This window comes from Anatilimnocola floriformis, assembly GCF_024256385.1.
Classification (GTDB): Bacteria; Planctomycetota; Planctomycetia; order Pirellulales; family Pirellulaceae; genus Anatilimnocola; species Anatilimnocola floriformis.
The window spans coordinates 2,632,069-2,655,505 of record NZ_JAMLFW010000001.1; the positions used below are offsets into that span (position 1 = coordinate 2,632,069).

13 protein-coding genes are annotated in these 23,437 nt (G+C 59.8%); 1 reads left to right on the top strand and 12 read right to left on the bottom strand.

What is annotated here, in order from left to right; all coding sequences use genetic code 11:
- Positions 1-130 precede the first annotated feature (130 nt).
- The 11 genes from M9Q49_RS10260 to M9Q49_RS10310 all read right to left on the bottom strand — a co-directional run bounded on the left by M9Q49_RS10260 (position 131) and on the right by M9Q49_RS10310 (position 21,548).
- Positions 131-1,330, bottom strand: a complete 1,200-nt coding sequence (locus M9Q49_RS10260) for a leucine-rich repeat domain-containing protein (protein ID WP_254508644.1) — start codon at positions 1,328-1,330, stop codon at positions 131-133.
- A 66-nt stretch (positions 1,331-1,396) separates the two neighbouring features.
- A complete protein-coding gene (locus M9Q49_RS10265) occupies positions 1,397-2,308 on the bottom strand; it encodes a DUF58 domain-containing protein (RefSeq protein ID WP_254508645.1) in 912 nt (303 codons plus the stop codon).
- 15 nt (positions 2,309-2,323) lie between these two features.
- On the bottom strand, positions 2,324-2,743 hold the full coding sequence (locus tag M9Q49_RS10270; RefSeq protein ID WP_254508646.1) for a hypothetical protein: 420 nt from the start codon (positions 2,741-2,743) through the stop codon (positions 2,324-2,326).
- 22 nt (positions 2,744-2,765) lie between these two features.
- Positions 2,766-3,791, bottom strand: coding sequence for an AAA family ATPase (locus tag M9Q49_RS10275; RefSeq protein ID WP_254508648.1), 1,026 nt, complete (start codon positions 3,789-3,791; stop codon positions 2,766-2,768).
- A 108-nt stretch (positions 3,792-3,899) separates the two neighbouring features.
- The gene (locus tag M9Q49_RS10280) at positions 3,900-8,138 is read right to left on the bottom strand and encodes a hypothetical protein (protein ID WP_254508650.1); all 4,239 of its coding nucleotides are present in this window, start codon (positions 8,136-8,138) and stop codon (positions 3,900-3,902) included.
- Positions 8,135-10,147 (bottom strand): hypothetical protein, encoded by a 2,013-nt coding sequence (locus M9Q49_RS10285; RefSeq protein ID WP_254508651.1) that lies wholly within the window; start codon positions 10,145-10,147, stop codon positions 8,135-8,137. Before M9Q49_RS10285 ends, M9Q49_RS10280 begins: the two co-directional genes overlap by 4 nt.
- A 10-nt stretch (positions 10,148-10,157) precedes the next feature.
- Positions 10,158-12,644, bottom strand: a complete 2,487-nt coding sequence (locus M9Q49_RS10290) for a hypothetical protein (RefSeq protein ID WP_254508652.1) — start codon at positions 12,642-12,644, stop codon at positions 10,158-10,160.
- Positions 12,641-15,271 (bottom strand): BatA domain-containing protein, encoded by a 2,631-nt coding sequence (locus tag M9Q49_RS10295; RefSeq protein ID WP_254508654.1) that lies wholly within the window; start codon positions 15,269-15,271, stop codon positions 12,641-12,643. Before M9Q49_RS10295 ends, M9Q49_RS10290 begins: the two co-directional genes overlap by 4 nt.
- Before the next feature lies 1 nt (position 15,272).
- On the bottom strand, positions 15,273-16,448 hold the full coding sequence (locus M9Q49_RS10300; protein ID WP_254508656.1) for a squalene--hopene cyclase: 1,176 nt from the start codon (positions 16,446-16,448) through the stop codon (positions 15,273-15,275).
- Positions 16,449-16,639: 191 nt separating this feature from the next.
- Positions 16,640-20,842 (bottom strand): outer membrane protein assembly factor BamB family protein, encoded by a 4,203-nt coding sequence (locus tag M9Q49_RS10305; protein ID WP_254508658.1) that lies wholly within the window; start codon positions 20,840-20,842, stop codon positions 16,640-16,642.
- A 31-nt stretch (positions 20,843-20,873) separates the two neighbouring features.
- A complete protein-coding gene (locus M9Q49_RS10310) occupies positions 20,874-21,548 on the bottom strand; it encodes an RNA polymerase sigma factor (protein ID WP_254508659.1) in 675 nt (224 codons plus the stop codon).
- 164 nt (positions 21,549-21,712) lie between these two features.
- Between M9Q49_RS10310 and larE the strand changes: the two genes are divergently transcribed.
- On the top strand, positions 21,713-22,558 hold the full coding sequence (larE, locus tag M9Q49_RS10315) for an ATP-dependent sacrificial sulfur transferase LarE (RefSeq protein WP_254511833.1): 846 nt from the start codon (positions 21,713-21,715) through the stop codon (positions 22,556-22,558).
- On the opposite strand, the gene M9Q49_RS10320 is transcribed toward larE, so the two are convergent.
- Positions 22,555-23,376 carry a sugar phosphate isomerase/epimerase family protein gene (locus tag M9Q49_RS10320; protein WP_254508660.1) on the bottom strand — a complete coding sequence of 274 codons (822 nt, stop codon included), beginning with the start codon at positions 23,374-23,376 and terminating at the stop codon, positions 22,555-22,557. The two genes, larE and M9Q49_RS10320, sit on opposite strands and share 4 nt — an antisense overlap.
- Positions 23,377-23,437: the final 61 nt, after the last annotated feature.

Here is a 23,437-nt window from a genome sequence, read left to right on the forward strand (position 1 = left end):
AATCGCCCGAATTGACCACGCGAAGGGAGTTGCTGTTCCCCACCGCTGGTTTCGATTTTAGCCGCTTAGGCAAGATTAGCAACCATTAAGCCGCGAGAAGGGTGGTTGCGGAACACTTATTTGCGTCTAGCTAGTTTGGCTCGTCCGGAGATGGTTGCGGCGCAGGAAGTTCATAACTGCCAGCAACGTCGCTGCCGCTAATGGTGCAGTGCGGCAGATCGGATTGTAGTCGAACCGCAGCCGCTTTCGAGATGGCTTTCGAGTTGAGGTAAAGCGAGCGCAAGTTGCGCAGAGAGCTCAGGTGCGTTAGCGCCTCTTCGGTAATTCCGTTCGTCGAGATGGACAGGTTGCGCAATTCGGTGAGCTTCGCCAGCGGAGCCAGGTCCGAGTTCGTGAGCGGCGAATTTCTGCCGCCAAGATCGAGCCTGCGTAGCGATCTCATCTTTGCAATCTGCGGCAAGCTTTGCGAGCCGACCGCGGTGCCGAAGACGGTTAACTCGGCCAGCTGCGATTCCGCCAGGTTTTCGAATCCCGAATCAGTGAGCGGCGTATGGCTGAGGTCCAGCGTGCGCAACTCTTTCATGTCACCAATATGCTCTAGCGCTGCGCTGGTCGTAGACGTGCCAACCAAACTGAGCGTGCGCAGATTCTTCAACGGCTTGAGTTCACCAATTGCACGATCGTCGATCGTTTTGCTGGCGGAGACGTACAAACGTTGCAGGTGCTCGAGCTCGGCCACTCGTCGCAGGCCTTGTGATGTCAGATTGGTACCGTCGAGCATCAGCGTCTTAAGTTGATGAAGCAACGCCAAACTCTCCAATGCCTCATCGTCGACTTCATTCCCCGTCAAGCTGAGCGTGTTGAGATGCTGTAGTCGTTGCAAAAGTTCAAAGCGAGCGCGGTTCAGGCGAAAATGTTGCAGGTCTAGCGACTCCAGTTTCCGGTTGCGCACCAACTGCTCGAGACAATCATCAGGCGGTTGCTTCAGTAAGAGCCCCTTCAGCTGCGGCAAGTTTATGAAGAGCTCGAAGTCACCGGGTTTGCTGTCTTTGAGCCACACAGTATCGATGTGGGCAAAGGCATCCTCGCCAAACAACATTCTGCCCGCGACTCGGGACAGCGGCTGCCCAGGCGAGTTTTTTTGGTTGGGAGCAGGCAACTTGGGATCGTAGGCGACATATCCGCCGCGCGATTGAAACTGAGTAGCAATCGCGCGCTGACGTCGAAGCCGGTCCCATTCCCTGCCGTACCAACCGAGAAATAATCCCAGCACCAGCATCGCCAGCAGCAGCATGCGCAGGCTGAAACGGAATCGCAGTTGGCGGTTCATGCCGGCTGGCCTCGCAGGGAAGTGGCAGATCCGACCAATGTACTGTTGCGCGGCCAAACAGTGAACTTACCGTCCGCGGTTCAGCATGCTGCGCTGATTGAGATAGTCGATAAATAGCTCGCTCATCGGTCGGCGAGTATCGACGAGGATCCGTTCGCAGCCGTTGCGCTGGGCGATTTCCTGAAACTCGTCGTTGAATCGCTGCAGGGCGGCGAGGTAACCGCGGCGGAGATCTTCGGTCTGCGCGAGCAACTCATCGGCTACTTCCAAACCGACGAACTTGACCATGCCGTCGAGATCGAAGGTGATCTCTTCGTGATGCAGCACTTGAAAGAGGACGACTTCGTGCCGGTTGTAGCGCAGCCGCTGCAGCACCGACTCGAGCTCTTTTAGATCCGTGCCGAAGAAGTCGCTGAAGACCATCACGATTTCGCGGCGGCCCATGCGGCGGGCCACTTCGTTCAGACACTCCGCGATCGAAGTTTTTTCCTTCGGCTCGATCAGGTCGAGATGCTGCGTCATCCGCACCACCTGGTCCATCGAATTGCTCGCCGGCACGACGCCGCGCACTTGCTCGTCGAACGTGGCCAGCGAAACCTTATCGCTCTGGCGCACGATCGAATAACCGAGCATGGTGGCCATCTGACCGGCGTACAGCAATTTTTGCTCGCGGCCTTCGCCGTAACGCATCGAGGCGCTGACGTCGAGAACCAGATGGCAGACGAAGTTGGTCTCGAGCTCGTACTGCTTGATGAACAGTTTTTCGCGGGTGAAATACACGCGCCAGTCGATGTGCTTGGGGTCGTCGCCGGGTGTGTATTCGCGATGGCCCGCGAACTCGACCGCAAACCCGTTCAGCGGCGACTTGTGCGCGCCGGCGAGGTTGCCAATCACGAGGCCCCGCGGCTCCAAATGCCGGTCGGCAACGTGGGCGAGGACTTCGGGATCGAGATAGCGATGGAGAACGGTGTTGGACATCGGCGGAGGACTAGCTTAGCGAATGGACCGTGATTCCGGCGAGAAATAGAGCTTCCATGCCGGATGCAAACGTTGAAACTCGGTGGCGGCAATTGTGGATACTTGGGTGTTAGTCAAATTGATAGAACACGGCCTGCGAGCACTGTCGAACAACTCCAGGTCTGCGTCACTGAATTGCCTCGCATCGCCGGATGGACGGTAAGTCCGAATTACACCCATGGCGCAACCCAACATCGGTTGTTTAGGCGCCGCGACGAATTCGACATGACTATTGTTTGAATACACAATGACCCATCCGCCTTTGTTGGCAATCTCTCGGTAAGCTCGATCTTCCGCGCCAAGGGCTCGACGATAGTTCCCGTACGTTGCCGCGAAAACGCACACTACAGCGACGAGAACAATCAACGAGATCAGGCGGAAGCGAAAGCGGACCATGGGTCACCTCGCAATCAATTCATTAGGCCGCGGGCTTTTCGTACTTGCGATCGGCAGGGATCGCTTGCAGCAGCATGTCAACCAGCTTTTCGCTGTTCAGACCGTTGGCCTGAGCCGCGTAATTGCCGGCGATACGATGCCGCATGGCGGGCTTCAAAATGGCTTGCACGTCCTGCACGGTGGCGTGGTAGCGGCCGTAGAGAATGGCGCGGGCCTTGGCACAAGTGACAAGCGTGAGCACACCGCGGGGACCAGCGCCCCAGTTGATCCACTTGTTGACGAACTCCGGCGCTTCCGTGGTGCCGGGGCGAGTCGCCCGCACGAGCGCCCAGCAGTAACCGAGCACCTGATCGCTGACCGGCACGCGCATGACGAGCTTTTGAAACTCGATGATCTCTTCGCCGCTGAGGACGGCATTGATGTCGCCCATCTGGCCGCTGGTGACGCGGCGGGCGACTTCCCATTCCTCGGCAGGGCTGGGATAGTCGACCTTGATGTGGAGCAGAAAGCGGTCGAGTTGAGCTTCGGGCAGCGGGTAGGTACCTTCTTGCTCGAGCGGGTTCTGCGTGGCGAGTACGAAGAACGGCGCCGGTAGGCCGTGGATTTTGCCGCCCGCCGAGACCTGGCGTTCTTGCATGGCTTCGAGCATGGCCGCCTGCGTCTTCGGCGGCGTGCGGTTGATTTCGTCCGCCAGCAGCATGTTCGTGAACAGCGGCCCGGCGAGGAATTTATAAGACCGCTGATGGGTTTCCGGATCTTCCTGAATCACCTCGGTGCCGGTGATATCGCTGGGCATCAAGTCGGGCGTGAATTGAATCCGCTTGAACGACAAGTGCAGCGACTTGGCGAGCGAGCTGATGAGCAACGTCTTGGCGAGACCGGGCACACCTTCGAGCAGCGCGTGACCGCGGGCAAACATCGCCACCAACACCTGCTCGATGACGTCGCTCTGACCGACGATCACTTTCGAAAGTTCGTCGCGCAGACGGTTGTAGGCTTTTTCGCACCGCTGGACGGCGGCGACGTCGTTCTTCTCTTGCTCACTCATCGGATTCACTCAACTGGAGGGTTTTCTATTGCAGATGTCAGATCTCAGATTGCAGATTGAATACAAGACAATTTTCTCAATCTGCAATCTGCCATATACGATCTGCAATCAATCGACACTTTCAAAATAACGGCGAAGGCGTTCTTCGTAGCCGCGCGGGGCCTTGCCGCGGGCTTTGGCTTGGATGGCGTTTTGCAGGGAGGGCGGGAGCTTGGCGAACCAAGGTTCCTTCGCAAACTTCTGGGCCTTGGCGTCGGAGTCTTGATCGGCTTTTTCGCCGCGGCTGTCGCCTTGCTCGGTCGCTTCGTTTTTCAGCTCGCCTTTTTCCATGTCTGGGTTGTTCTTGGCGTCGCCACCCATGGGTGAACCACCCTTGGTCGCTTGTTCGCCGGGTTGGCCGGGCATCGGCTGACCCTCGCCAGGTTGACCCGGCATGGGTTGTCCCTGACCGGGCATCGGCGGGCCCTGGCCTGGCATGGGTTGCCCTTGGCCTGGCATGGGTTGCCCTTGGCCTGGTTGTCCCGGCATGGGCTGGCCTTGGCCTGGTTGGCCAGGCATCGGTTGCCCCTGCCCCGGTTCGCCCATGGCGAGTTGATTGAGAATTGCTTCGGCAGCCGCTTGCAGTGCGGCTTCGGCCTGGGCGACTGCATCGGCGCCGGCGATTTGCTGGGCAGTTGCTTCCGCGGAATTGGGTACGAGGCCGGTGCCGAGATCGGAAGGTTTGACCGCGGCGGCCTGACCCATTGGTTGACCAGCGGGTTTGCCCATGGGCTTACCGGCGGCAGCTTGACCCATTGGTTTGCCGGTCGCAGGTTGTCCCATCGGCGTCTGGCCGGGTTGAGCTTCGCCAGGCTGGCCCATCGGTTGGCCGGCTGCTTCGCCCATGGCGACTTCAGCGCCAGCCATCGGTTCGGCCAAACGCGAGGCGGCTTCGAGACCTTCGCGGACTCCTTCGTTGGCGACTTCGTCCTGACCGGAGATTTCGGCAGCGCCGACGCCGGTGGCCTTTTGCGCTTCGGCAAAGTCTTGCGTGGCTCGCTGGAGAGCTTCGGCAGCGGCGAGCTTCTTGGCAGACGGTTGCTTGCCCATCGGCTTACCGGCTTGACCCATTGGTTTGCCAGCCTCACCCATCGGCTTGCCTGCTTCTCCTGCCATGGGTTTGCCGGCTTGACCCATTGGTTCACCGGTTTCGCCGGCCATGGGCGCATCGCCTTGGGCGAGTTGCTTGGCTGCTTCGCCGATGGCGTCGCGGGCGGCCTGTTGATCTTTGGCGAGTTCGGCGATGGCTTCGGCGAGGTCCCGATCGCGACGGAGTTGTTGTTCGCGAGCTGCGAGATTGGCGGCGGCGCGATCGAGACGTTGTTGAACTTCCTTGCGAGCTTCGGCGGCTTTGGCTGGATCGGGTTTGCCCGCGTCAGGCTTACCAGCTTCACCGGCCATGGGTTTGCCAGCTTCACCCGCTTCGGCGGCAGCTTGCTTGGCGGCCTTGGCTGCTTGTTGCAGAGCAGCTTGAGCGCCCGGATCCACTTCGCCGGCCTTGTCGGCGAGTTCGCCGGCGGCCTTCCCTTCTTCGGCCAGACCTTCGGCTTCTTTCTTGCCGAGTTCCTTCAAAGCTTCGCCGATCTTTTCACCGGCTTTGGCGAGAGCTTCGCCAGTCTTCTTTTGAGCTTCGGCAGCACCTTCGGTGTTGCCCTTGTCGAGTTGTTCTTTGGCGGCCTGGGCTTCGGTGGCTGCCTTGGCGGCGGCTTTGCCGGCTTCTTGAGCGGCCTTCGCGGCAGGATCGCCCATGTCGCCGCCGGCTTCGGCAGCGGCTTTGTCGGCGAGAGCTTCGGCTGCTTCGGCTTTTTCGCCGGCTGCTTTTTGAGCCATGGCATCGGGCTTGCCAGCCGGTTGTGCTTCAGCGGCGGCCGCTTGCATTTCGGCAGCGGCGGCTGCTTTGGCAATGGCTTCGCGAGCTTGTTCGCGGGCTGCTTCGGCCTTAGCAGGATCGCCGCCGAGAGTTTCCTTGGCGGCGGTGGCGGCGGCCTTGGCTGCTTCTTTCAAGGCTTCGGCGACGTCGCCCTTGGCCGACTTCGCGGCTTCGGCGGCTTTTTCGGCGGCCTCTTGTTGTTCACCGGCGGCTTCGAGCGGTGTGTTGGCCTTGCCCTGGGCGAGATCGTTCGCTGCCTTGTCGGCCTGGTTTTGTTCCTTCTTTACTTCCGCGACTTTTTCGGCCTGAGTCTTCGCTTCGGCGGCGGCAGCTTTGCCTTCGGCCTTGGCTTGCTCAGTTTGAGCGGCGCGAATTTGATCTTCGGCCTTCTGCAGATTGGCGATGGCTTCGGCCTTCGACGGCATTGGTTTGGCTGCCGCTTGTTCAACGGCTTCACGGGCCGCTTCGGCCTTATCGAGTTGTTCGCCAGCGATCTGTGCGAGCTTCTCGGCTGCCTCTCCTGCTTCCTTGCGAAGTTCAGCGGCGGCTTGCGTCAATTTCTCGGCAGCTTTGTCGGCCGCCTTCGCAGCGTCCTTGGCCGCTTGCTTTGCTTCGGGCTTGGCGGGCTGACCGGCCATTGGTTTGGCTTCGGCGATTTTCTTGGTCGCTTCTTCGACGGGCTTCTTCGCTTCCGCGACTTGCTTCGAGGCTTCGGGCGCGGTGTTCTTTACACCTTCGGCGATTTTCTCGGCGACCTGTTTGACATCGGCTTGCTTGGCGGCGAGCGCTTCGGCTTTTTCTGGCACGAGCCCCTCTGGCTTTTCCGCGGCGGCCGCGGCTTCTTTGGCGACTTCTTTTTCGGCGGCAGCGGCTCGTTCGAGCGCCTCGGCAGCGCGGGCCAGTTCGCCGACCTTGACGGCTTGCTCTTGACGCATGGCGTCGGCCAATTGCTGATCGACTTCGGCCTTGGCTTGCGCGATGGCATCCTTGGCGGCTTCGGCAGCTTCTTTGCGAGCGGCGGCCTTCTCGGGGGTGACGTCCTTATCGGCAACGGCGGCAGCGACGACGGCCTCTTCGGCGGACTTCACCTTGTTTTCGATGGCGGCGTTGAGTTCGGTTTTGTCGTCGGCTTTCTTCAGAGTATCGAAGACCTTCGCTTCTTTCTGCTGCGCTTCGGCCGGAGCTTGTTCGGCTTGCTTGGTGGCTTCGGCTTGTTCCTTCATCGCCTTGCCGAGCTCTTTGCTTAGGTCAGAGAGTTCCTTGACCTTTTCTGCAAGTTGGTCGGCGCTTTTGCCGGCCTGCTCCAGATCGGCGCCTTGCTCGATTTGCTTTTCGATCTGGGCGAGATCGCCGATGACCTGGTTTTGCTTTTCGAGAGCATCGGCTTTGTCGGTTTCGAACAGTTCGCGACGAGCTTCGAGAGCCGCGGCCTTGGCATCGTCGAGCAGCGGCTCGGTCGTGGGGAAGGCACTCTGCAAGGCTTGGGCGAGTTTGCCGATTTCCTTGTGCAGCTCGGTTTGTTTTTCGGAGAGCTTGTCGGCTTCCTTTTCATCGAGCGGCGACTTCTTGGTTTCGTCGCGCAGCTGCTCCTGCTTCTTCATCATCTCGCGGACCATCTTCAGGGCCGCTTCGCGGTCGCTGTCGATCAAGCCTTGCGTTTCTTCGAGCTTTTCGAGCAGAGAACGGAGGCCGCGAATGACCGCCATTTGTGCTTTGCTCGCGCCAGTGAACTCGGCCTTGGCGAGTTGTTGGCTTGCCGACTTCAGTTCTTGGTCGACTTGCGCCGCGCGGAGGATTCGCAAGCCACCTTCGGCCCCCGCTGCCACCTGGCCGCCCCAAGTCTTTACGTCTTCGAGCGAGACAACGAGTTGATAGAACAGTCGTTGCACGTCGGATTGATCTTCGATGGCGCCGAGGGCGAGCGTATCGCGCTGCGTGGGCGTTTGGGCCGGCAGCGAGACCGTTAGTGTTTGCGTCTTAGTCTGCATGTTGATCAGCTCGCGAACCTGGGCCGAGAGCTTGGCAACTTGCATGCGGCGGAAGAGCTTTTGCCGCTCGGCCATCAATTGCACGACGACTTCGCGGATGCGGCCGCGGGCTTTGTTGAAATTTTCGAGTCGCTCTTGCTGGGTACCGGATTGGGCTTTCACCAGCAGGGCCACGATCTCTTCCATGTCGCCGGCAGTCAGGACGCCGATATTGCCCTTCATGGCAACGATGTCTTTGTAGATCGGCAGGCCCTTGAGGCCGTTTTCTTCGAGCTGACGGATTTGAATATCGAGCACACCGGACACGAGCTCACTGGCCAGGGCGCGGGCCTTCTCTTGCGCCTGCTGCTTCTTCTTGAACGAGTCTCCTTCGGCGCCGCTGGCGACGTTGACGATGAGCAGCGCTGCCGCCGCCAGGCCGACAACCAATTTCCCTGTAGTCATTGTCATGGAGATTCTCCAATCCCAAGTTGACGTTTGATAATGTCCGAGAGCTGCTTTTCCGAGCGATCATCGGCCGCAGAGATGGCCGCCAGCACACCACTTTCGTCCGACACTTCCAGTACCACCGGATCAGACTGATAGCGTTCGCCGGTCGGCTTGCCGGCCTCATTCTCGCCCCTGTAATCGCAAACTTCCAGCGTAATCCGCAGCCGATCACCCTTGGTCAATTGCAGAGGCGACAGGCTCAACGCAAAGGTCTTATCCAGCGGCAAGTCGCTGCCGACCAGCGGATCGTGTTTCATCGGAATCACGAATTCCTGCTTCTCAAGTGCTTTCCCCGCAGCGCCGGTGGTTCCCGAGGCAGCGCTCTCTTCCGGAGTGGCCGCGGCGACCGGTTGATCGGAGTGGCGTTCCACTTCGGCGATGAGCTTGATCGACGACAGGCCGTAGTCATCGGCTGCGCGATAATGAATGACCGGTTCGGCGGAAGGGAGCACCACTTTATGAACGACATCGATCGAGGCGCCCGGCGGTCGATCGGTCTTGATGCGCACCGCGCCGCGGATGGGCACCTCGAGGCTCAAGCCGTCGCTATCGACGACTTGCACCTCATAGCGAAACTCATCGCGAATGTTCGTCAGCGGCGTGTTGCCTTGCTGATCGACCAGGGCCCACTTGCTGCCATCGGCGTTAATCTTCGACAGGTCGAATCGCTCGGTCTGATCACGGCGGCGGAGATTGACCCAGGCCGATTCCAATTGCTTGCCGTTGGTGCAAGTGATGGCGAAATCAAGCGCCGAGCCTTGCAGCAGATCGACTTGCCGCTGACCTGGTTCGGCCGAAGGCGACTTGCCGGCGTAGACGGGATACTTGGGCGTGAGCAGAGGCTCGACCGCTGGGAGCGGAATCATGCTGATCGTGGCCGTTTCGGTCCAGGCGTTGCCGATCGTGAGCGAATAGCGGACGCTCTCCAGCAAGCGCGGCAATTGAGCGGTGAGGAGCGATTTCTGCTCGTTGATCGGCGCGGCCGAGGTCAACTGCGTCGAGATCTGATCGGCGACAGACTGCAGGCTCGAGCGGGGAGCTTCCTTCGACAGCAGGGCCGCGGTCTCTGGCGAGTCAAAGGCAAGCAGTGTGCGCACCTGATCGCGCCACGGCACGGAGATATCGATCTGTTCGTCCTTCGCGGCAGCTTGAAGCATTTCGGCAGCGCGGCGAAGACGATTCTTGCGATCTTCGGGCGTTGCGGCGACCAATTCCAGTTTGGTGCGCGTGCGAGTCGGACCGATCGCGATCAACGAAACGGTGCGAGACTCTGGCACCTGGCCACGGATCAGCGCGGCGAACTCCAGCGGGCGAGCCTGAGCGGCCGTGATGCTGAGGGGTTGGCTGTAGTGCAACTGTTCCTCGAGCACCGTCTTTTGATTGACGATAACCCGTTCGATGGTCGGATCGGTGGGATAGTGCATCGAGCCGAGAAACAGTCGGTTCACAAATCGTCCCGCGTGCAGCGGATAGATGATCGCGGCGACTATTAATAGCATTACGGTCACGCCAAGGATGGTTCCTCGGCGAATCATCTGAGCGCGGGAGAAGCCTTCGAAAACATTCAACTGCGAGCCGACGTTGGCGACATAGTCGATGACCGCGCCGCGGAGTTGGTGCGAGCCCCAATCTTCGGAGCCGGGCTTTTCGAACTGCAGCGCGGCGATCAAATCGCTATCGAGTTTTTGTTGACGTTCGACCAACAACGCCATGTCTTCGACGGTTTCGCGAACTTGCAGCAGCGGCCAGGTAAAGCGAATACCAGCCCACGCGACGACGCCCAGGGCGATGACGATGACGACGACCCGTTGTGGCGGCGGCAATTCGAATAGCAGATCGAGAACTAGTATGCCGACGAGCGCCCAGAGCGCGGCGATGACGAGCGCCGCGACAGCCACCGCGGCGCGCACCAGCCAGCGCGCCTGTTGGAGGGCGGTGAGTTGAGCGCGAAGTGTCGACAAACGGGTCATGTCAGTGCGATTACGAAAGTTTGATCATCTTGCGGAAGAACCATTCACCCAGCATCAAGCCCACGACGAGCGTGAACCATAAGGGCGTGGACCAAAGAGCGCGGTTGCGAGTCAGTTTCTCGACGCGCGGCTCGACCTGCAGATCGTTCGCCAGGTTGTGAACGGTCGTCAGGTCGTACGCTTTGCCGCCGGAGGTTTCGGCGATTTGATTCTGCAGTTTTTCATTCCGCACGCCGCTGCGTCGCTCGGCGGAAAGCGACGTGACTTCGAAGCGTTGCTCCGAATACTTGCTGGTGACCGGATCCTTCACGCGGAGCACGTATTCACCGACCGCGAGGACAGGAATGCGGGCTTCGAACACACCTTTGCGAAGCATGGGAACACGAATGGGCCGCAAGTCGCCGCCACCTAGACCGGGAATGACGAGTTCGGCTTCGAGCGTGCGTTCGGTGAACGTCTCTTCATCGAGCGGCTCGAAGTTGGCATCGTAGGCTTCGACCGTGAGCGTGACTTTGTCTTCCACACGATACTGCGGTTGATCGACGCGAGCTACAAACCGTTTGTCGCTGCCGAGGGCGTGACTCATGCCGAGCGAATAGATGAGCTGCGACCAGAACTGGCGGTAGAACTTTTCGCCATACTTGCGTCGCAAACGCCAGGTCTCATTGAAGCTGAGCATCACGACCTTGCCTTTGCCAAACTCGCGAATGGTGATCAGCGGTTGCGGCGTTTTGCCGTCGCGGCATTTGTCGGTGGGATGCTCGGCCAGGACCTGCGCCTGATCGTGTAGCGCGGCAACCGGCTGGTACCAGGGCAACTTACCCATGTTGTCCCAGACTTTAGCGTTGTCGAGTTCGTTGGCACTCAGCTGCATGAAAGGATGCTGCGCGGCGTAGGGAGTCAATCGCAAGCGAAACTCCGGATACTCCGGCGCGTCGCGCATTTCGGCTTGCGGATCGACGATCACCGGCAACAAATCGGCGAGCGGAGTTTGTTGCAATTCCTTGGGACCAAACCGCGGGCCGCAGATCACCACCAAGCCGCCGCCGAGCTTGCCGACGAATTCTTTGGTCATTTCGCAGAAGCGGTCCTTGAGTTCGCCGCGGGGCATGTCGTCGAGAAACAGCACGTCGTTGGCAAAGAACTCGCTTCGCTTCGGCGTAATGGTCGGCAGGAAGAGCACGTTCGATTCACGGACGCGAGGATCCGACGAAGCCAGGAACGTACGAAAGCCATCCATGCCGACCAGCTTGTCACGATGGAAGACTTCTTTGATGAACCGCCATTCCCAGGTCGGCTCGTGAGCGACATACATCAGGCGGAGATAATCGTCGATGATGTTGACTTCGCGAACCGCGTGGTTGTTTTGATCGACGATTTCTCCTTCGAGTTTGTCGACGGTTGCTGCGAACTGAAAACTGCCAGACTCTTCGGGCGTGAAGTCGATTTCGGCGGTCGTCACGTTCCCTTCGAGCGTGACCGTCCGCTGACCGATTTGAAACTCAGGGCTGGTGAGCGAATCGCCGCCGATCTTTCGACCAGTGACGCGGACCGTGACGCTTTGGCCCTGCAGGCCACTCTGCCGCAACTTGGCGACAACCTTGCTGCGCTCGGCCTTCTTCATCTTGGGATCGATTTGTAAATCGACCGCGAGATCGATCGCTTCCGTTGAACCGACACCTACGGCATAGACCGGCGCACCCAGTTTGGCGATCGGCGAGTTACCGGCCAAACCAATCGGCGATGAACCGCTGTTGTGAGCAAAGTCGCTGACGAAGACGACACCGGCGAGTCGACCGGAGCCGAACTGCTGACTCGTCTCTTGCAGCACCGCACCGAGGGCGGTGACCTGACCGGTGTGCGTGAGTTGGTCGGCCAGATCGGAGGTGGAAAGCTTTTGATCGAGTCGATGACTGCCGTCGCTAAGCTTGCGCAATTGGCTGGTCGTATTGCCGTCGAAAAGGAAGGCTTCGATCTCGATGTCTTTCGCCTGCAGCTTTTGCAGTGTGTTGTCGTCGGCTTTCTTCAGCCAGGCCTGCACGTAGTCGAGCCGCGTTGGTTGCAGATTAGCGGCAACCGGCGTTTCATTGATCTTCGCTGGCGTGTCCGTTTTCAATCCTGTAGCCGAGACAAGCGCGGCGCGCTGCGCTTCCGGAAGTTGATCGGCAATGGCCATGCTGTCGGTGCCGTCGAAAACGACATACAGCTGCGGCTTGTGCAGGCGGGTGACATGCGCTCGGAGAATTGGATCGGCCAGCGTGATGAGAAGCAGCGCGAGCAGCAAGCCGCGACAAATGGCCAGGCCCCAGCGTGAGAGACCTTTGGGGCCGGGTTGAAACCGCAGATAGAAAACGATGGCCAGCACGAACAACGCGACCGCGGCGAGGAAGACCCAGAACGGTCCTTCCTGAGCCCAGGGCGCAGCGAGTTCCGGCGCGATCTCATCGATCGAGGTCACTCCCTCCAAGCCCACGAGCCATCCCCACCAACGAATCATGCTGCAACCTTCTCCGTTCCTGCTGGCGAAGAACGGAGCGCCGGCCAGGCCAGCACCACCATTTCGAGCAGCAGCAAAATCAATGCGGCTAACGCCAGATACCACCAACTTGCCTGACCGCGAATCGCGGCGCCGGCGAGGCTGATGTCTTCGCTGGCTTCGACCCAACGCAGCGTCGTGCCAGCGGTTTTTTCTTCGAACTCGGCCCGCGTGAGGGGGAGTAATTCTGATTCCGACGCGGCGCCGTTGACGACGACCGGCACTTCCCAAACAGGCTTGTCTGCGAGCTTCTCATCGACCTTCGCGACCGCTGTCAGATTGTTCGCATTCGGATCGTGCCGCACACCGGCCACCCGATACACGCCTCGCTGATACAAGCCGTGCAACGTCACGCCCTGGCGATCGCCGCCGATAAAGCCGATGTCGAGAGGTTCCGGATCGAGCTGCTGCGGCCGCGTGACCGAAACAGTCAGGTCGTGCTGATGGGCGGGCACTGGCAGCGTGAGTTGCTCGACGGGCTCGTAGTTTCGTTGCGGCAACGTCGAACGCGTCATGGTCCGCAGCAATCGATCGAACATCAAAATCGCGTTCGTCTTGGGCAGCGTGTTCCACGAAGACAGCAAGCCAGTGGCGACGAACAACACTTCGCCCTGTCCTTGCTTGCGAGCAATCAGAAATGGCGTTTGGGCGCGATCATCAAAGCGGGCCAGGATGCTGGGCAGTTGTTGCTGCACGAGGAGTTCAATTTGCGAAGTGCGAGCGGCTTCAGCCTCTGCGGACGTGGCCGATTTTGCGGCAGCCTTCGCGTCGGGAGCATTTCCTTTGTCATCGGACCAGGTCAACCAATGCGGCGCGAGCACGGCGAGGCTGGCTTCGTCCTTGCGGATCTGTTCCTGATCGGCAGCGCTGATCTCGCCGGTCGTTTGCTTGGCTGTGAGTGTCTCGCGGCGCTTAGCGATTTCCTCGCGGAGCTTCAGTTCTTCCGTCAGTCGTTCGCGAGCCGCATTTCGGAGCGCTTCGCGCGTTTCGGCGGTGATATCGGTCGCCACGGCTTTGAAGAAGTAAGGCTCTTCGTACAGATCTTGCAATTCCTGCGAACCGGTCGAGGGCAATTCGAAGAGGGCATTGCCGTTCATGCTGGCAAACGACAGCGAGAATGGTTTCGTGTTCGCGCCGGCGACTTCCGGCACTTCGCCGACGTTTTCTTTGAGAGGCAGCGGTAAGATGCCGTCGCCCTCGCGCCAGGCAAGTTCCTGCCAGCGGGCCGGATCAAAATCAGCGCCGGCAGCGATGACCAGGCGGCCCCCCTGACGGACATAATCGCGCAAGAGCGAGACAGTCTCTTCCGACTGCGGTTCTTTCAAACCGGCGAGGACAACCAGCCGTGCGTCTTGCAGCACTTCCTGGTCGAGTTCGCCCTGCGTGATGTGGCGAATCTTGACAAGTTGCCGCGGAGCATCGGTGCGCGAAGTTTTCGGTGCGAGGAGTTTTCGCAGATGGCGAGTCTCGCCCAGGTGATTGCGAGCCGCGTCTTCACCAGAACCATACTGATCGACAAAGACGACCGGCAGGCCGGCGACAACCGGCAGCGCGAGATAACGGACATTGTCGGCCGCCAGCGAATCGTCGCTGATGATCTCCGCCTTCAGCGGAACGAAGATCGGATGATCGGGCTCGGGGACATCGGTGAGTGTATTGAAGACGTATTCGAACTCGACTTGCTTGCTGCTCGCGCCGGCTTCGAGCGAAATGGCCCGCTCGCCGATGACGGTGTCGCCGTAGGAGAGCTTGACTTGCATGTCGGACCGCTCGCTGCCGCCACCTTGGTGCTGCAGCTTGACGATGATCGTCGTCGGCGTTTCGATGTCCGCGAGACCATCGGCCACTTCGATATCGGCGACCCAGCTGTTTTCCCAGGCGGCTGAGGCGCCGGCGGGAGCAACGGCCACGAGTTGCCAGTCCTGCAACTTCTTCAGCACTTCGGCATCGGCGTCGCGCCAGTTGGTGGCTTGTTGATCGCTGAAGACCACGACGCGCTTCGAAAGTTCAGCGCCGTTCTCAATCGCACGCTGCATCAGATTCACGGCCTGCGCGAGACTCGTGCTGCGGTCGACGAGTTCGATCTTGCCGATGGCGTCGAGCGCGCCGTCTTTGGTGTCGTACGGATCAAAGCTCGTGCCATCGCGCGAGCCGCAGGCCGGCAGCACGGTGATCTTGCTGCCGCTTGGCAACTGATCGATCAGGCGGCGGGCGCGATCCTTGGCTTTGTCGAGCAGCGTGCCGTCGAGCGCTTCGTAGCCCATGCTCAAGCTGTTGTCGATCACGACAATGGCGTGCAATGGCTGGCGTTCATCGACGGCTTGATTGCAGCCGCGAGTGAAAAACGGTTGAGCAAGCGCGAGACCGAAGAGGAGCACCGCGAGCGTGCGCATCGCGAGCAGCACCATGTCGCGCAGATGCAGGATGCGGCGGTTCCGCTGCATGGCTTCCTTGAGGAAGTCCATCGCGGCCCACTGCACCGTACGATAGCGCCGGCGGTTGAGCAGATGAATGATGATCGGGCCGCAGGCGCAGGCCACGGCTGCAAAGGCGAACGACCAGACTGCGAATGACGGAAACCACCACATGCTACTTCCCCGCCTTCGCTTTCTGGCGGAAGCTTTCGATCTTCCCTTCTTGCAGGATGGGGAGATAACGATTGGGAATCGCGAGAATAAAGCAAGCGACGCTCGTCGCGTAGAGCTGCCCCTCGCGGCCGCCGACGTGACCATGCGTCTTCGCGCCCTGATCGTGCCAACAGCCGTTGTTCGCCGAAGTCTTGTCTTCTTGAACCTGCGCCGCGACGAGATAATCGCGCAGCCGCGGATAACAATCCTGCCACGGTTCGCCGTTCACTTGATAGAGAGCCTGGCCGACGTAATACAGCGTGTAAGCATCGAAGGGCATGTTTCCTTTGCGCTCGGTCGCCTTTGGCAGTTCTTTCACCGCGGCCGAGATCACTTCCATATTCTTGCCGATCCGCCAGTCTTCGTATTCGCCGAACTCCTGCATGCAAACGACGCCGGCCGCGGCCATCGCAATCGTGCCGCCACCACCGCCACGGCTGTAAGTGAACTGCCCCGGCAACTTCATTTGCTCGGCTTCCGACAAACGGCGGTCACCCTTGCAGGCGTAGTGATCGCGGACGCTCTTGATGGCGAGCTGAATCACTTCCGGCGGCACTTCGAGACCGCTATCGACGGCCGAACGGAGCGCCTTGGCCTGCATCACGGCGAGGCTCAGATCGTGACCATTCTTTTGTTGATGGGCTTTGTAATCCCAGCCGCCATCCTCGCACTGCACATTGGCAATCAGCTTCAAAGCGCCGTCGAGAACGCGATTTAATCGGCGGTCGCGATTGGCCGTCATCCCGTGTGCCTGGCCGAGGACGAACGTCGCCAGGCCGTGGTTGTACATGTCGCGCTGGCCATCGCTGATGTTGAGCAGGCCCGAGGGCTTGGCTCGGCTGACGACGAACTCGAGCGCCTTGTCTACTTCGCGGCCATATTTGCCCCGGCCTGGAGCATGCCCGGCCGAAAGAAACGCCAGAGCACCCATGCCGACCAAGCCTAGGTCGTTCGAGCCCCAGTTTCCTTCGTTCCCCTGATTTCGAGCGAGCCAATCGAGGCCGCGATCGAGCGACAGTTCGCTTTCGGGGGTGATTTCGTCGAAATCGAGCCGCAAGGACTGAGCTTGGGCCGGCGGCTGTGTCGGTACAACCAACACGGCGACGAGCAAACCAAAGATCAGCGAGCGCTGCAACATCGTTGCCTTTCGGTTGGTTGAGGGTGTGTGGGAGGGAAGGCGGGTAGGAAAACAGGCGAGAACAGCCATTTTCCTTGGCCGGTCAGTACATTGCTATGGCCGAATAGCGAAAAACGTTACAGATGTGTCGAAATTAACGACAGAAAGTCGGCTTCGCCCAGACTTCGTTCCAGACGGACCAATGGTCCGTCCTATTGAATGGGGCCGCTTGGCACCAGTTCGACGACATCCCGATTGGGATCGTGCTGTCCGCGACCAAAGAAGGTGAAGACACGGTCCTTGTAAGGCACCAACACGCCAAGCCGCGGCGCCAAATCTTGTAATGCGGTCAGCCGCGTTGCCGACCGCTCTGCGCCAGTCGCTGGATCCAGCCAAGTGAGTTGGATGGTCCATTCTCGCTTGTCAGGCTGCGAAACTTTGCGAGCACAGAGAATCGACTGCTGATCGACAAGCGCATGCGGCTGCATGTCGGCTATTGGCGTGAACCATTTCCGTTTGCCGGTTGCAGCGTCGAGCGCTTGCACGCCAGACTCCGTTCGCAGGACGACATTCACTTGCGCAACTCCCCAACAACCCAAGACATCGGGGATCAGTGTTTCCCATTTTTCAAATCCAGTGGCTGGATCGATGCAAGCCACACTGCGCGTCCCCGGCTGCGCGATGATCAGATCATTGCCTGCCACAATCGGCCGCTGAAAAGACTGCAGCACCCAGCGCGGATCCTCTTCGCTCGGCAACGTGACTTGCTTCCGCACCCACGCCACCTGGCCGCGAGCATCGAGCCCGAGCGTGATGCCACCGAGGGCAACTACCAGACGGTGATCGAGCGGCAGCACCTCGCAGCACGCGCGACTTCCCCAGGTGTTTCGCAGGCGGATTAGGTCGCGCTGCACTTGCAGTTCGCCGGTTGCGGGATCGAGCACATTCCAGCGAAGTTGGCCTTCTTGATTCTCTTGCAAGGCGACGCTGAGCGCGACGATTTGGCCGTGCAGATAAACCGGATCGGAGGCAAAGAACTCGCGCTCGCCCCGCTCTGAAGACCAAAGCAAATCGCCGTTCGATTTATTCCAGCAGGAAATTTGCGGATTGCGCCCGTACAACTGTCGCGCGAGAACTTGATCGCGCAGAACGAGGGGCCGCATGGCGATGAGCGCAAAATCCTGAGCCTTCTGCATCGTTCCGGATGGCGTTTTACTTTGCCACATTCGTTGGCCGTTGGTCAGATTGTAGGCAGCCAGTTGAAAACGATTCGTGACCAGCAGCGTGTCTCCTTCGACCGTTGCCGATAGTTGCATGTCGGGCCAAGCCACTGAATTCTGATTCGTCTTGCGGCCCACTTCTTCCTGCGGACGGTCGCCAACCGGGCCATCGAGGCGGCTACGGTTGTTGGCCGCAAACGCCGCTGGCTGCGGCACGGCCAGCGAACTTCCGGGAATGATATGAACCGCCGGACTGACGGCGGCACTCGTGCCGCGGCCGCGCATTTCCGCAACTAGCGCTTCGAACTGCTGCGGATCGAGCTTCAAATTGTTGAATTGCACTACGCTCGTCGCTGGCGAACCCACATCGCGGCCGAGCATCGCCGCGGCGAGGCGAATGCGCGGTGCGAGATCACCGGTCAGCAACGGATGTCGTTCGATGGCCAGTTGATAATGGGCCAAGGCTTCTTCAAACCAACCGTTCGACAGCGCGCGATCGCCGAGCCAGCGCGAAGCTTCGGCCGACTCCGAAGTAGCGCCGAATTGCACCGTGGCGAGTTCCACCGCCGCCGCATCCGCCGCCGCCACGGCCTGGCCGATGCGCAGCTTTGCGAGCGGACCATAGCGTTGACCGAGCGCGTCTTTGAGTTGCGGATAGTCACGCAATAGCAACTGCACGGCAACTGGCAGCGACGTGAGGAGTTGCCGATCTTTCACATAGGGTGAAACGCCGGGCGCTGCTTCTGGATCGACGCAGGTGATCAATCGCGCCGCATCTTCCCAGGCCTCGCTGTCGAGCACCGACTGCAGTTCGCTGGTCAGGTTGTACGTTTCCTTGCTGACTTCTTCGACGAGGAGCGGCCGCCAGGTTTCTTTGATCACGACCGGACCCGTCGCCGCCCGCGTGGCGGTTTCGCGGCGAGCGTGCGCCTCGGCCCAGGCGATCAGCGGAATCGTTTCCTCCAGATGATAGAACCGCAACTGCTCACAGAGTTCCAAAAGTTCGCGAGGTTGCTGCGCGTAGGCACGCTGCATGAGCTCGGTGCGGATCAAACCCTCGAGCAGCTGCAGTGGCGGACCATAATTGCGATTCGCCGTGTGAATCGGCGTGCTGACGTACGTGCGGCGAATCGTCGACCACGGCGGCAGGTTGCGATCTTGGAAAGCTTGCTGGCCGACATTGACCAGACGTTTTTCCAAGCCGATCTTCATCGACTGGCCGTCCTTCAGATCGCTGACCAGCACAAACGCATCGCCATGGATTTTGAGCTGCTCGTCGACGGGCAACTGCCGTGTGTATGGATCGTCGAGCAACAACTCCAGCACTGGATGCGACAGCTCTTTCGTCGCGCCAGCAGCGAGCGTCTTGATTGCGCAAGCCCGTCGCCATTCGTCGGCGTTCACTTCACCCGGCTTGCCTTTGCTGACCGCTTCCTGCCATTCAGCGAAGGCCGCCGCCGGCAGTGACAAGGCCTGATCGATAAGTTCCGCTTTCGCGAGGTTCGTCAGCGCAGACAGCTCACGGATTTCCAATCGCACGAGCGTGGCCTCCGTTTTCGGTCGTTTGCCCACGAGGAACAGGCCGAGCGAATCGATCTTCGGCCGCATCCCTTCGCGCATGTAATCGGGCTGAGCCCAATTGCGGCCGTCCGACGACATCCAGCAGCGGAACGTTCCGCAACCGAACTGCAACTGAAGCCAACAATTTTCGGCACTAATGCAAGGTTCTACGGCTTCGTTGTGAGGCCCGAAATCCATTTCGTGATCGTTATCGACGCCGCGCGAACGCGCAATCAACCGGCCGTCGCGGCGGTTCTTGAAAAACCGCAGGCACTCATCAGGTTTTCCTTCCTCGCGCCCCAAATACACAGCGACGCCAGGCGTGACGTTCTTCAGCTGAAAGATAACTTGCTGCAACCCTTGCTTCGGCAGCGGCGTCCAGCACCAGGCATATTTCTCGGCGTTGTCGTTGCGAAACGTCAGTGAGCCGTCGTCGTTCTTGATCGGCGGCGCAACTTCCGGAACGGAAGATTTCCAAGGGAGATCGGCGGGGCGATCGGTTTCGAAGGTCAGTTTCCGCGGCGGATCGCTCTGCGGAGCATCCTTCGCGCGGACGAACTGCAAACCATAAAAAGTTGCCCGGCCATCGAAATAAACATCATCGGGCGGCCCGGACAAAGGCGCGCTCACGAGCACGATGTCGCCGCGACTGAGCACCACCTGGCCATCAGCATAGCGCAGATCGAGCGGACCTCCCTGCCGGATCTCGGTGCGGTAGTTTCGATAATCGTCCGTCGCCGTAATCGCCAGCGTGTCAGGCCGGGCGGTTTTGGGTTTGCGCGTCGTGGTGTACGCCGCCCAGCAGCATTGATTGTCTTGGTGATAGACGAGCGTCACTCCTTCGTTCTTATGAAAGAAGTGAATCTGCAGTTTGTTGTAATTCTCGAGCGACAATCGCAACAGCGAATCGTTAAGCCAAGGCGATTTCAGCCGGGCGATTCCTTCCAGCGCGCCGCAGCGGCCAAACTGGGTGTCGACTTCGTGAAAGCGATGGTTTTGTCCCGCGGCGCCTTCGAACCATTGCTGCAGCGCATCGCGACGAACCACTTCTTTGGTCAGATCGAAGGTTTGATAGGCAATCTCGGCAAACGGCTGCGGCTCGAGCTTCGATTCCGCAACTGCCTGCCACGGCAGCGGCACGGGGCCGGGCTTGGGAATCTTGTTGGTTCCCGGCAGTTTATTGTCGGTCGCTTGTTCGGGCTTCACCGCCACATTCGGCCCGATTTCGGTCGGCTCTTCAGGCTTAGGTTCCTCGATTTCTGGCTTTTCCTCTTTCTTCTTATCGCCGTTTTTTTCCTCTTTTTGCTGGGCAATTTCCGGAGTGCTGAACGCGTTGAACGCGAGCACGCCGACGACCGCGATGGCCGGCACAACAATCATCAGGGCGATGGCGAGCAGGCTGAGCCCACCGCGCTTGGTTTGCTGGGCGCGGGCCTTGGCGGCAATCTCGGCGGCCGAGACTTTCAGCCGGGCGAGCGCACTTTGCAAATAACTTTCGAAATGCACTTGGCCGGCGAGCGCATCGCGCAGCGCCGGCGACTCGGCGAGCCGTTTGCGGAGGAGTTCGATTTCCTCCAGCGACAGCTCCTCCGGCATTTTTTCGTCAAGCAGTTGCAGCAATTCCTGATCAGTCATTCGGCCCGTCTTTCAGCGAGTCATTGAACATTTAACTCGGCTCGCTCATCGTTAGTCGACTTTCCAAACACTGCTTCAGCGCCAACCGAGCCCGGTGCACCAGCAGTCGCACTGCTCCTTCGCTGCGGCGAAGCAGACCAGCGATCTCCGTCATCCGCATCTGCGCCCGGTACCGCAGATCGATCGCTTGCTTCGCACTCGGCCCTAGCGCCTCCAGGCAATGCGGCAGTGTTTGCAACACATCGCCCGCCGGGGCATGGCGATCCTGCACGAGCTGATCGAGTTCCAGACACAGCTCGGTCCAAGCCACTTCTTTTCGTCGGCTGATTCGCTTCACATGCTCGCGAAGTAAGTTCCGCGCGATGCCGATTAGCCAAGGACCGACTTGCGTTGCCCGCGACAGTTTCTCGCGCCCCTGATAACAGCGGAGAAACGTCTCCTGCGTAAGATCTTCCGCATCGGTCGAATCAAATAGCCGGGCTCGCAAATAGCCGTAAATCGTTTGCTGATAAAACTCAACCAGCGCCGTGAACGCCTTTTGATCACCCCGCTGAGCGGCCAGGACCAGGCCCTGATGTGGTTCCGCCGTTGCGGCGTTGAGGGCCGACTGATTCACCGCCAGGCTGGTTTCTTCCTCGGGAAGCGCAGTCTCAGCCGCGAGCGCCACGGCGTCGATGCTTTGCGCGGGTCGAGGGGCCGAATCCATAGCGTGGTCAGGCAGCGAAGAGGTGGGAGGAATTGGGCAGGCGGGAATTCTTCATCATAGTCGCGAACCCCGCCGATCCGCAATCAAGTGGTTCGCAACGACAGCACTGTTACAATATGGGTGACCGCGAATGTTTGATGAAGAAAGGGTACGTCTTGAACGCTGTGGAAATCGGATCGGAAATATCAGCTCGCACGCTCGCCCAGCGCGACGCGCTCCTCGCGTATCTACAGCCGCTGGCGAGCGCCGCCGTCGCATTTTCGGGGGGCGTCGATTCGGCTGTTGTCGCGCAGGCTGCGTTTCTCGCACTGGGCGAACGAGCCGTGGCCGTTACCGGCGTGAGCGCTAGCCTCGCTTCCGGCGAACTGGAACAAGCCCGCGCGATCGCCCAGCAGATCGGCATCCGTCATCAGATCGTTTCGACCGATGAACTAACGCGAGCCGGATATGTGCAGAACTCTCCCGACCGCTGCTACCACTGCAAAACCGAGCTCTACACCAAACTGACCGAGATCGCTCCCAGCTTGGGAGTCGAAGTGTTGCTGAACGGCGCCAACACCGACGACCTGGGCGACTATCGCCCAGGCATGCGGGCCGCGAGTGAGTTTCGCGTGCTGAGTCCGCTCGCCGATTGCGGCCTGAACAAAGCCGACGTCCGTGAGCTCGCGAGATTGTGGAATCTCCCCTGTGCCGACAAACCGGCCACGCCTTGCCTATCGAGTCGCATCGCTTACGGCGAACAAGTCACTCCCGAACGCCTGGCCCGCATCGATCAAGCCGAAGTCTTTTTGAAAGAGCTAGGCCTCGGCGAGATTCGTGTTCGCTTGCATGCTGGTGAATTGGCCCGCATCGAAGTCCCCGTCGCCATCCTGCCACGACTCACCGAGCCTGCACTTCGCGAGCAAATCGCCGAGCGGTTTCGGTCTCTCGGCTTTCGTTTTGTTACGCTCGACCTGCAGGGCTTTCGCTCGGGAAGTCTCAATTCGCTGTTGAGTATTTCGAAGTCTTAAGCCCGCAGTCCCGCACTTTGCATCAGCCGATCGGTCGCTTGATAGGCTTCGGCGACCCACTCGGTAATCTTCTCCGGCTCGGGTGAATACTCGAGCTCGATGCTGATCGCCCCGTCGATACCGAGTGCTTTGATCTCGCGCAGATAGGGCTCGAACGGCACGACGCCGCGACCCGGCGGCAGGTCGCCATGCTTCACGCCATCGCAATCGCTGATGTGCACGTGGATCGCTTTCCCTTTTAGTCGCCGCAATTCTTCCGGCGCGACCTTGGCGAGAACCAGGTGCGAGATATCGATATTGGCTTGCACGGCGGGATGATTGCAGTCGTCGATAAACCGCACCATGTTGTCGACATTATTCAGCAGCGACAAATGAAACGGCTCGAGCTCGAGTGCGATCTGCAATCCGAGCCTGGCTGCGTAATCGCCTAGCTCGCGGCAACAAGCGATGCCCGTCTTCCACTGCTCGGCCGGCGGAATGACTTCCTGATTCCAGATGTATTCGCCAAGGACCAGCAGCACGTTGCGGGCTTCGTATTCATAGGCGAGCTCGAGATACTTTTTCACTCGCTCGACATGAAAGCGCTGCACGCTCGGATTGAAATCGATCAGCCCGACCGCGACGCAGGCGATCGATACAATCGGCAACTGCAGTCGATCGCATTCGCGCTTGATCAGCCGCCGCTCGCGAATCTCAAGATCAAGCGGATCGGCAAAAATGTCGACCGTGTCGAAGCCGAGTTCCTTGGTCTTTTGCAGTCCATATTCCGTCGGCTGATTGGCCTGCACCCACGCCGAGTTGATCAAACCAAGTTTCATGTTCCGCCTGCACCGCTTACATGGTCGAGGAATCTAAAGCTCGACCATGATAGCAATGTTC

Coding starts and splice junctions, on each gene's coding strand:
- M9Q49_RS10260 (WP_254508644.1), bottom strand. CDS start 1,330: ATGAACCGCCAACTGCGATTCCGTTTCAGCCTGCGCATGCTGCTGCTG.
- M9Q49_RS10265 (WP_254508645.1), bottom strand. CDS start 2,308: ATGTCCAACACCGTTCTCCATCGCTATCTCGATCCCGAAGTCCTCGCC.
- M9Q49_RS10270 (WP_254508646.1), bottom strand. CDS start 2,743: ATGGTCCGCTTTCGCTTCCGCCTGATCTCGTTGATTGTTCTCGTCGCT.
- M9Q49_RS10275 (WP_254508648.1), bottom strand. CDS start 3,791: ATGAGTGAGCAAGAGAAGAACGACGTCGCCGCCGTCCAGCGGTGCGAA.
- M9Q49_RS10280 (WP_254508650.1), bottom strand. CDS start 8,138: ATGACAATGACTACAGGGAAATTGGTTGTCGGCCTGGCGGCGGCAGCG.
- M9Q49_RS10285 (WP_254508651.1), bottom strand. CDS start 10,147: ATGACCCGTTTGTCGACACTTCGCGCTCAACTCACCGCCCTCCAACAG.
- M9Q49_RS10290 (WP_254508652.1), bottom strand. CDS start 12,644: ATGATTCGTTGGTGGGGATGGCTCGTGGGCTTGGAGGGAGTGACCTCG.
- M9Q49_RS10295 (WP_254508654.1), bottom strand. CDS start 15,271: ATGTGGTGGTTTCCGTCATTCGCAGTCTGGTCGTTCGCCTTTGCAGCC.
- M9Q49_RS10300 (WP_254508656.1), bottom strand. CDS start 16,448: ATGTTGCAGCGCTCGCTGATCTTTGGTTTGCTCGTCGCCGTGTTGGTT.
- M9Q49_RS10305 (WP_254508658.1), bottom strand. CDS start 20,842: ATGACTGATCAGGAATTGCTGCAACTGCTTGACGAAAAAATGCCGGAG.
- M9Q49_RS10310 (WP_254508659.1), bottom strand. CDS start 21,548: ATGGATTCGGCCCCTCGACCCGCGCAAAGCATCGACGCCGTGGCGCTC.
- M9Q49_RS10320 (WP_254508660.1), bottom strand. CDS start 23,376: ATGAAACTTGGTTTGATCAACTCGGCGTGGGTGCAGGCCAATCAGCCG.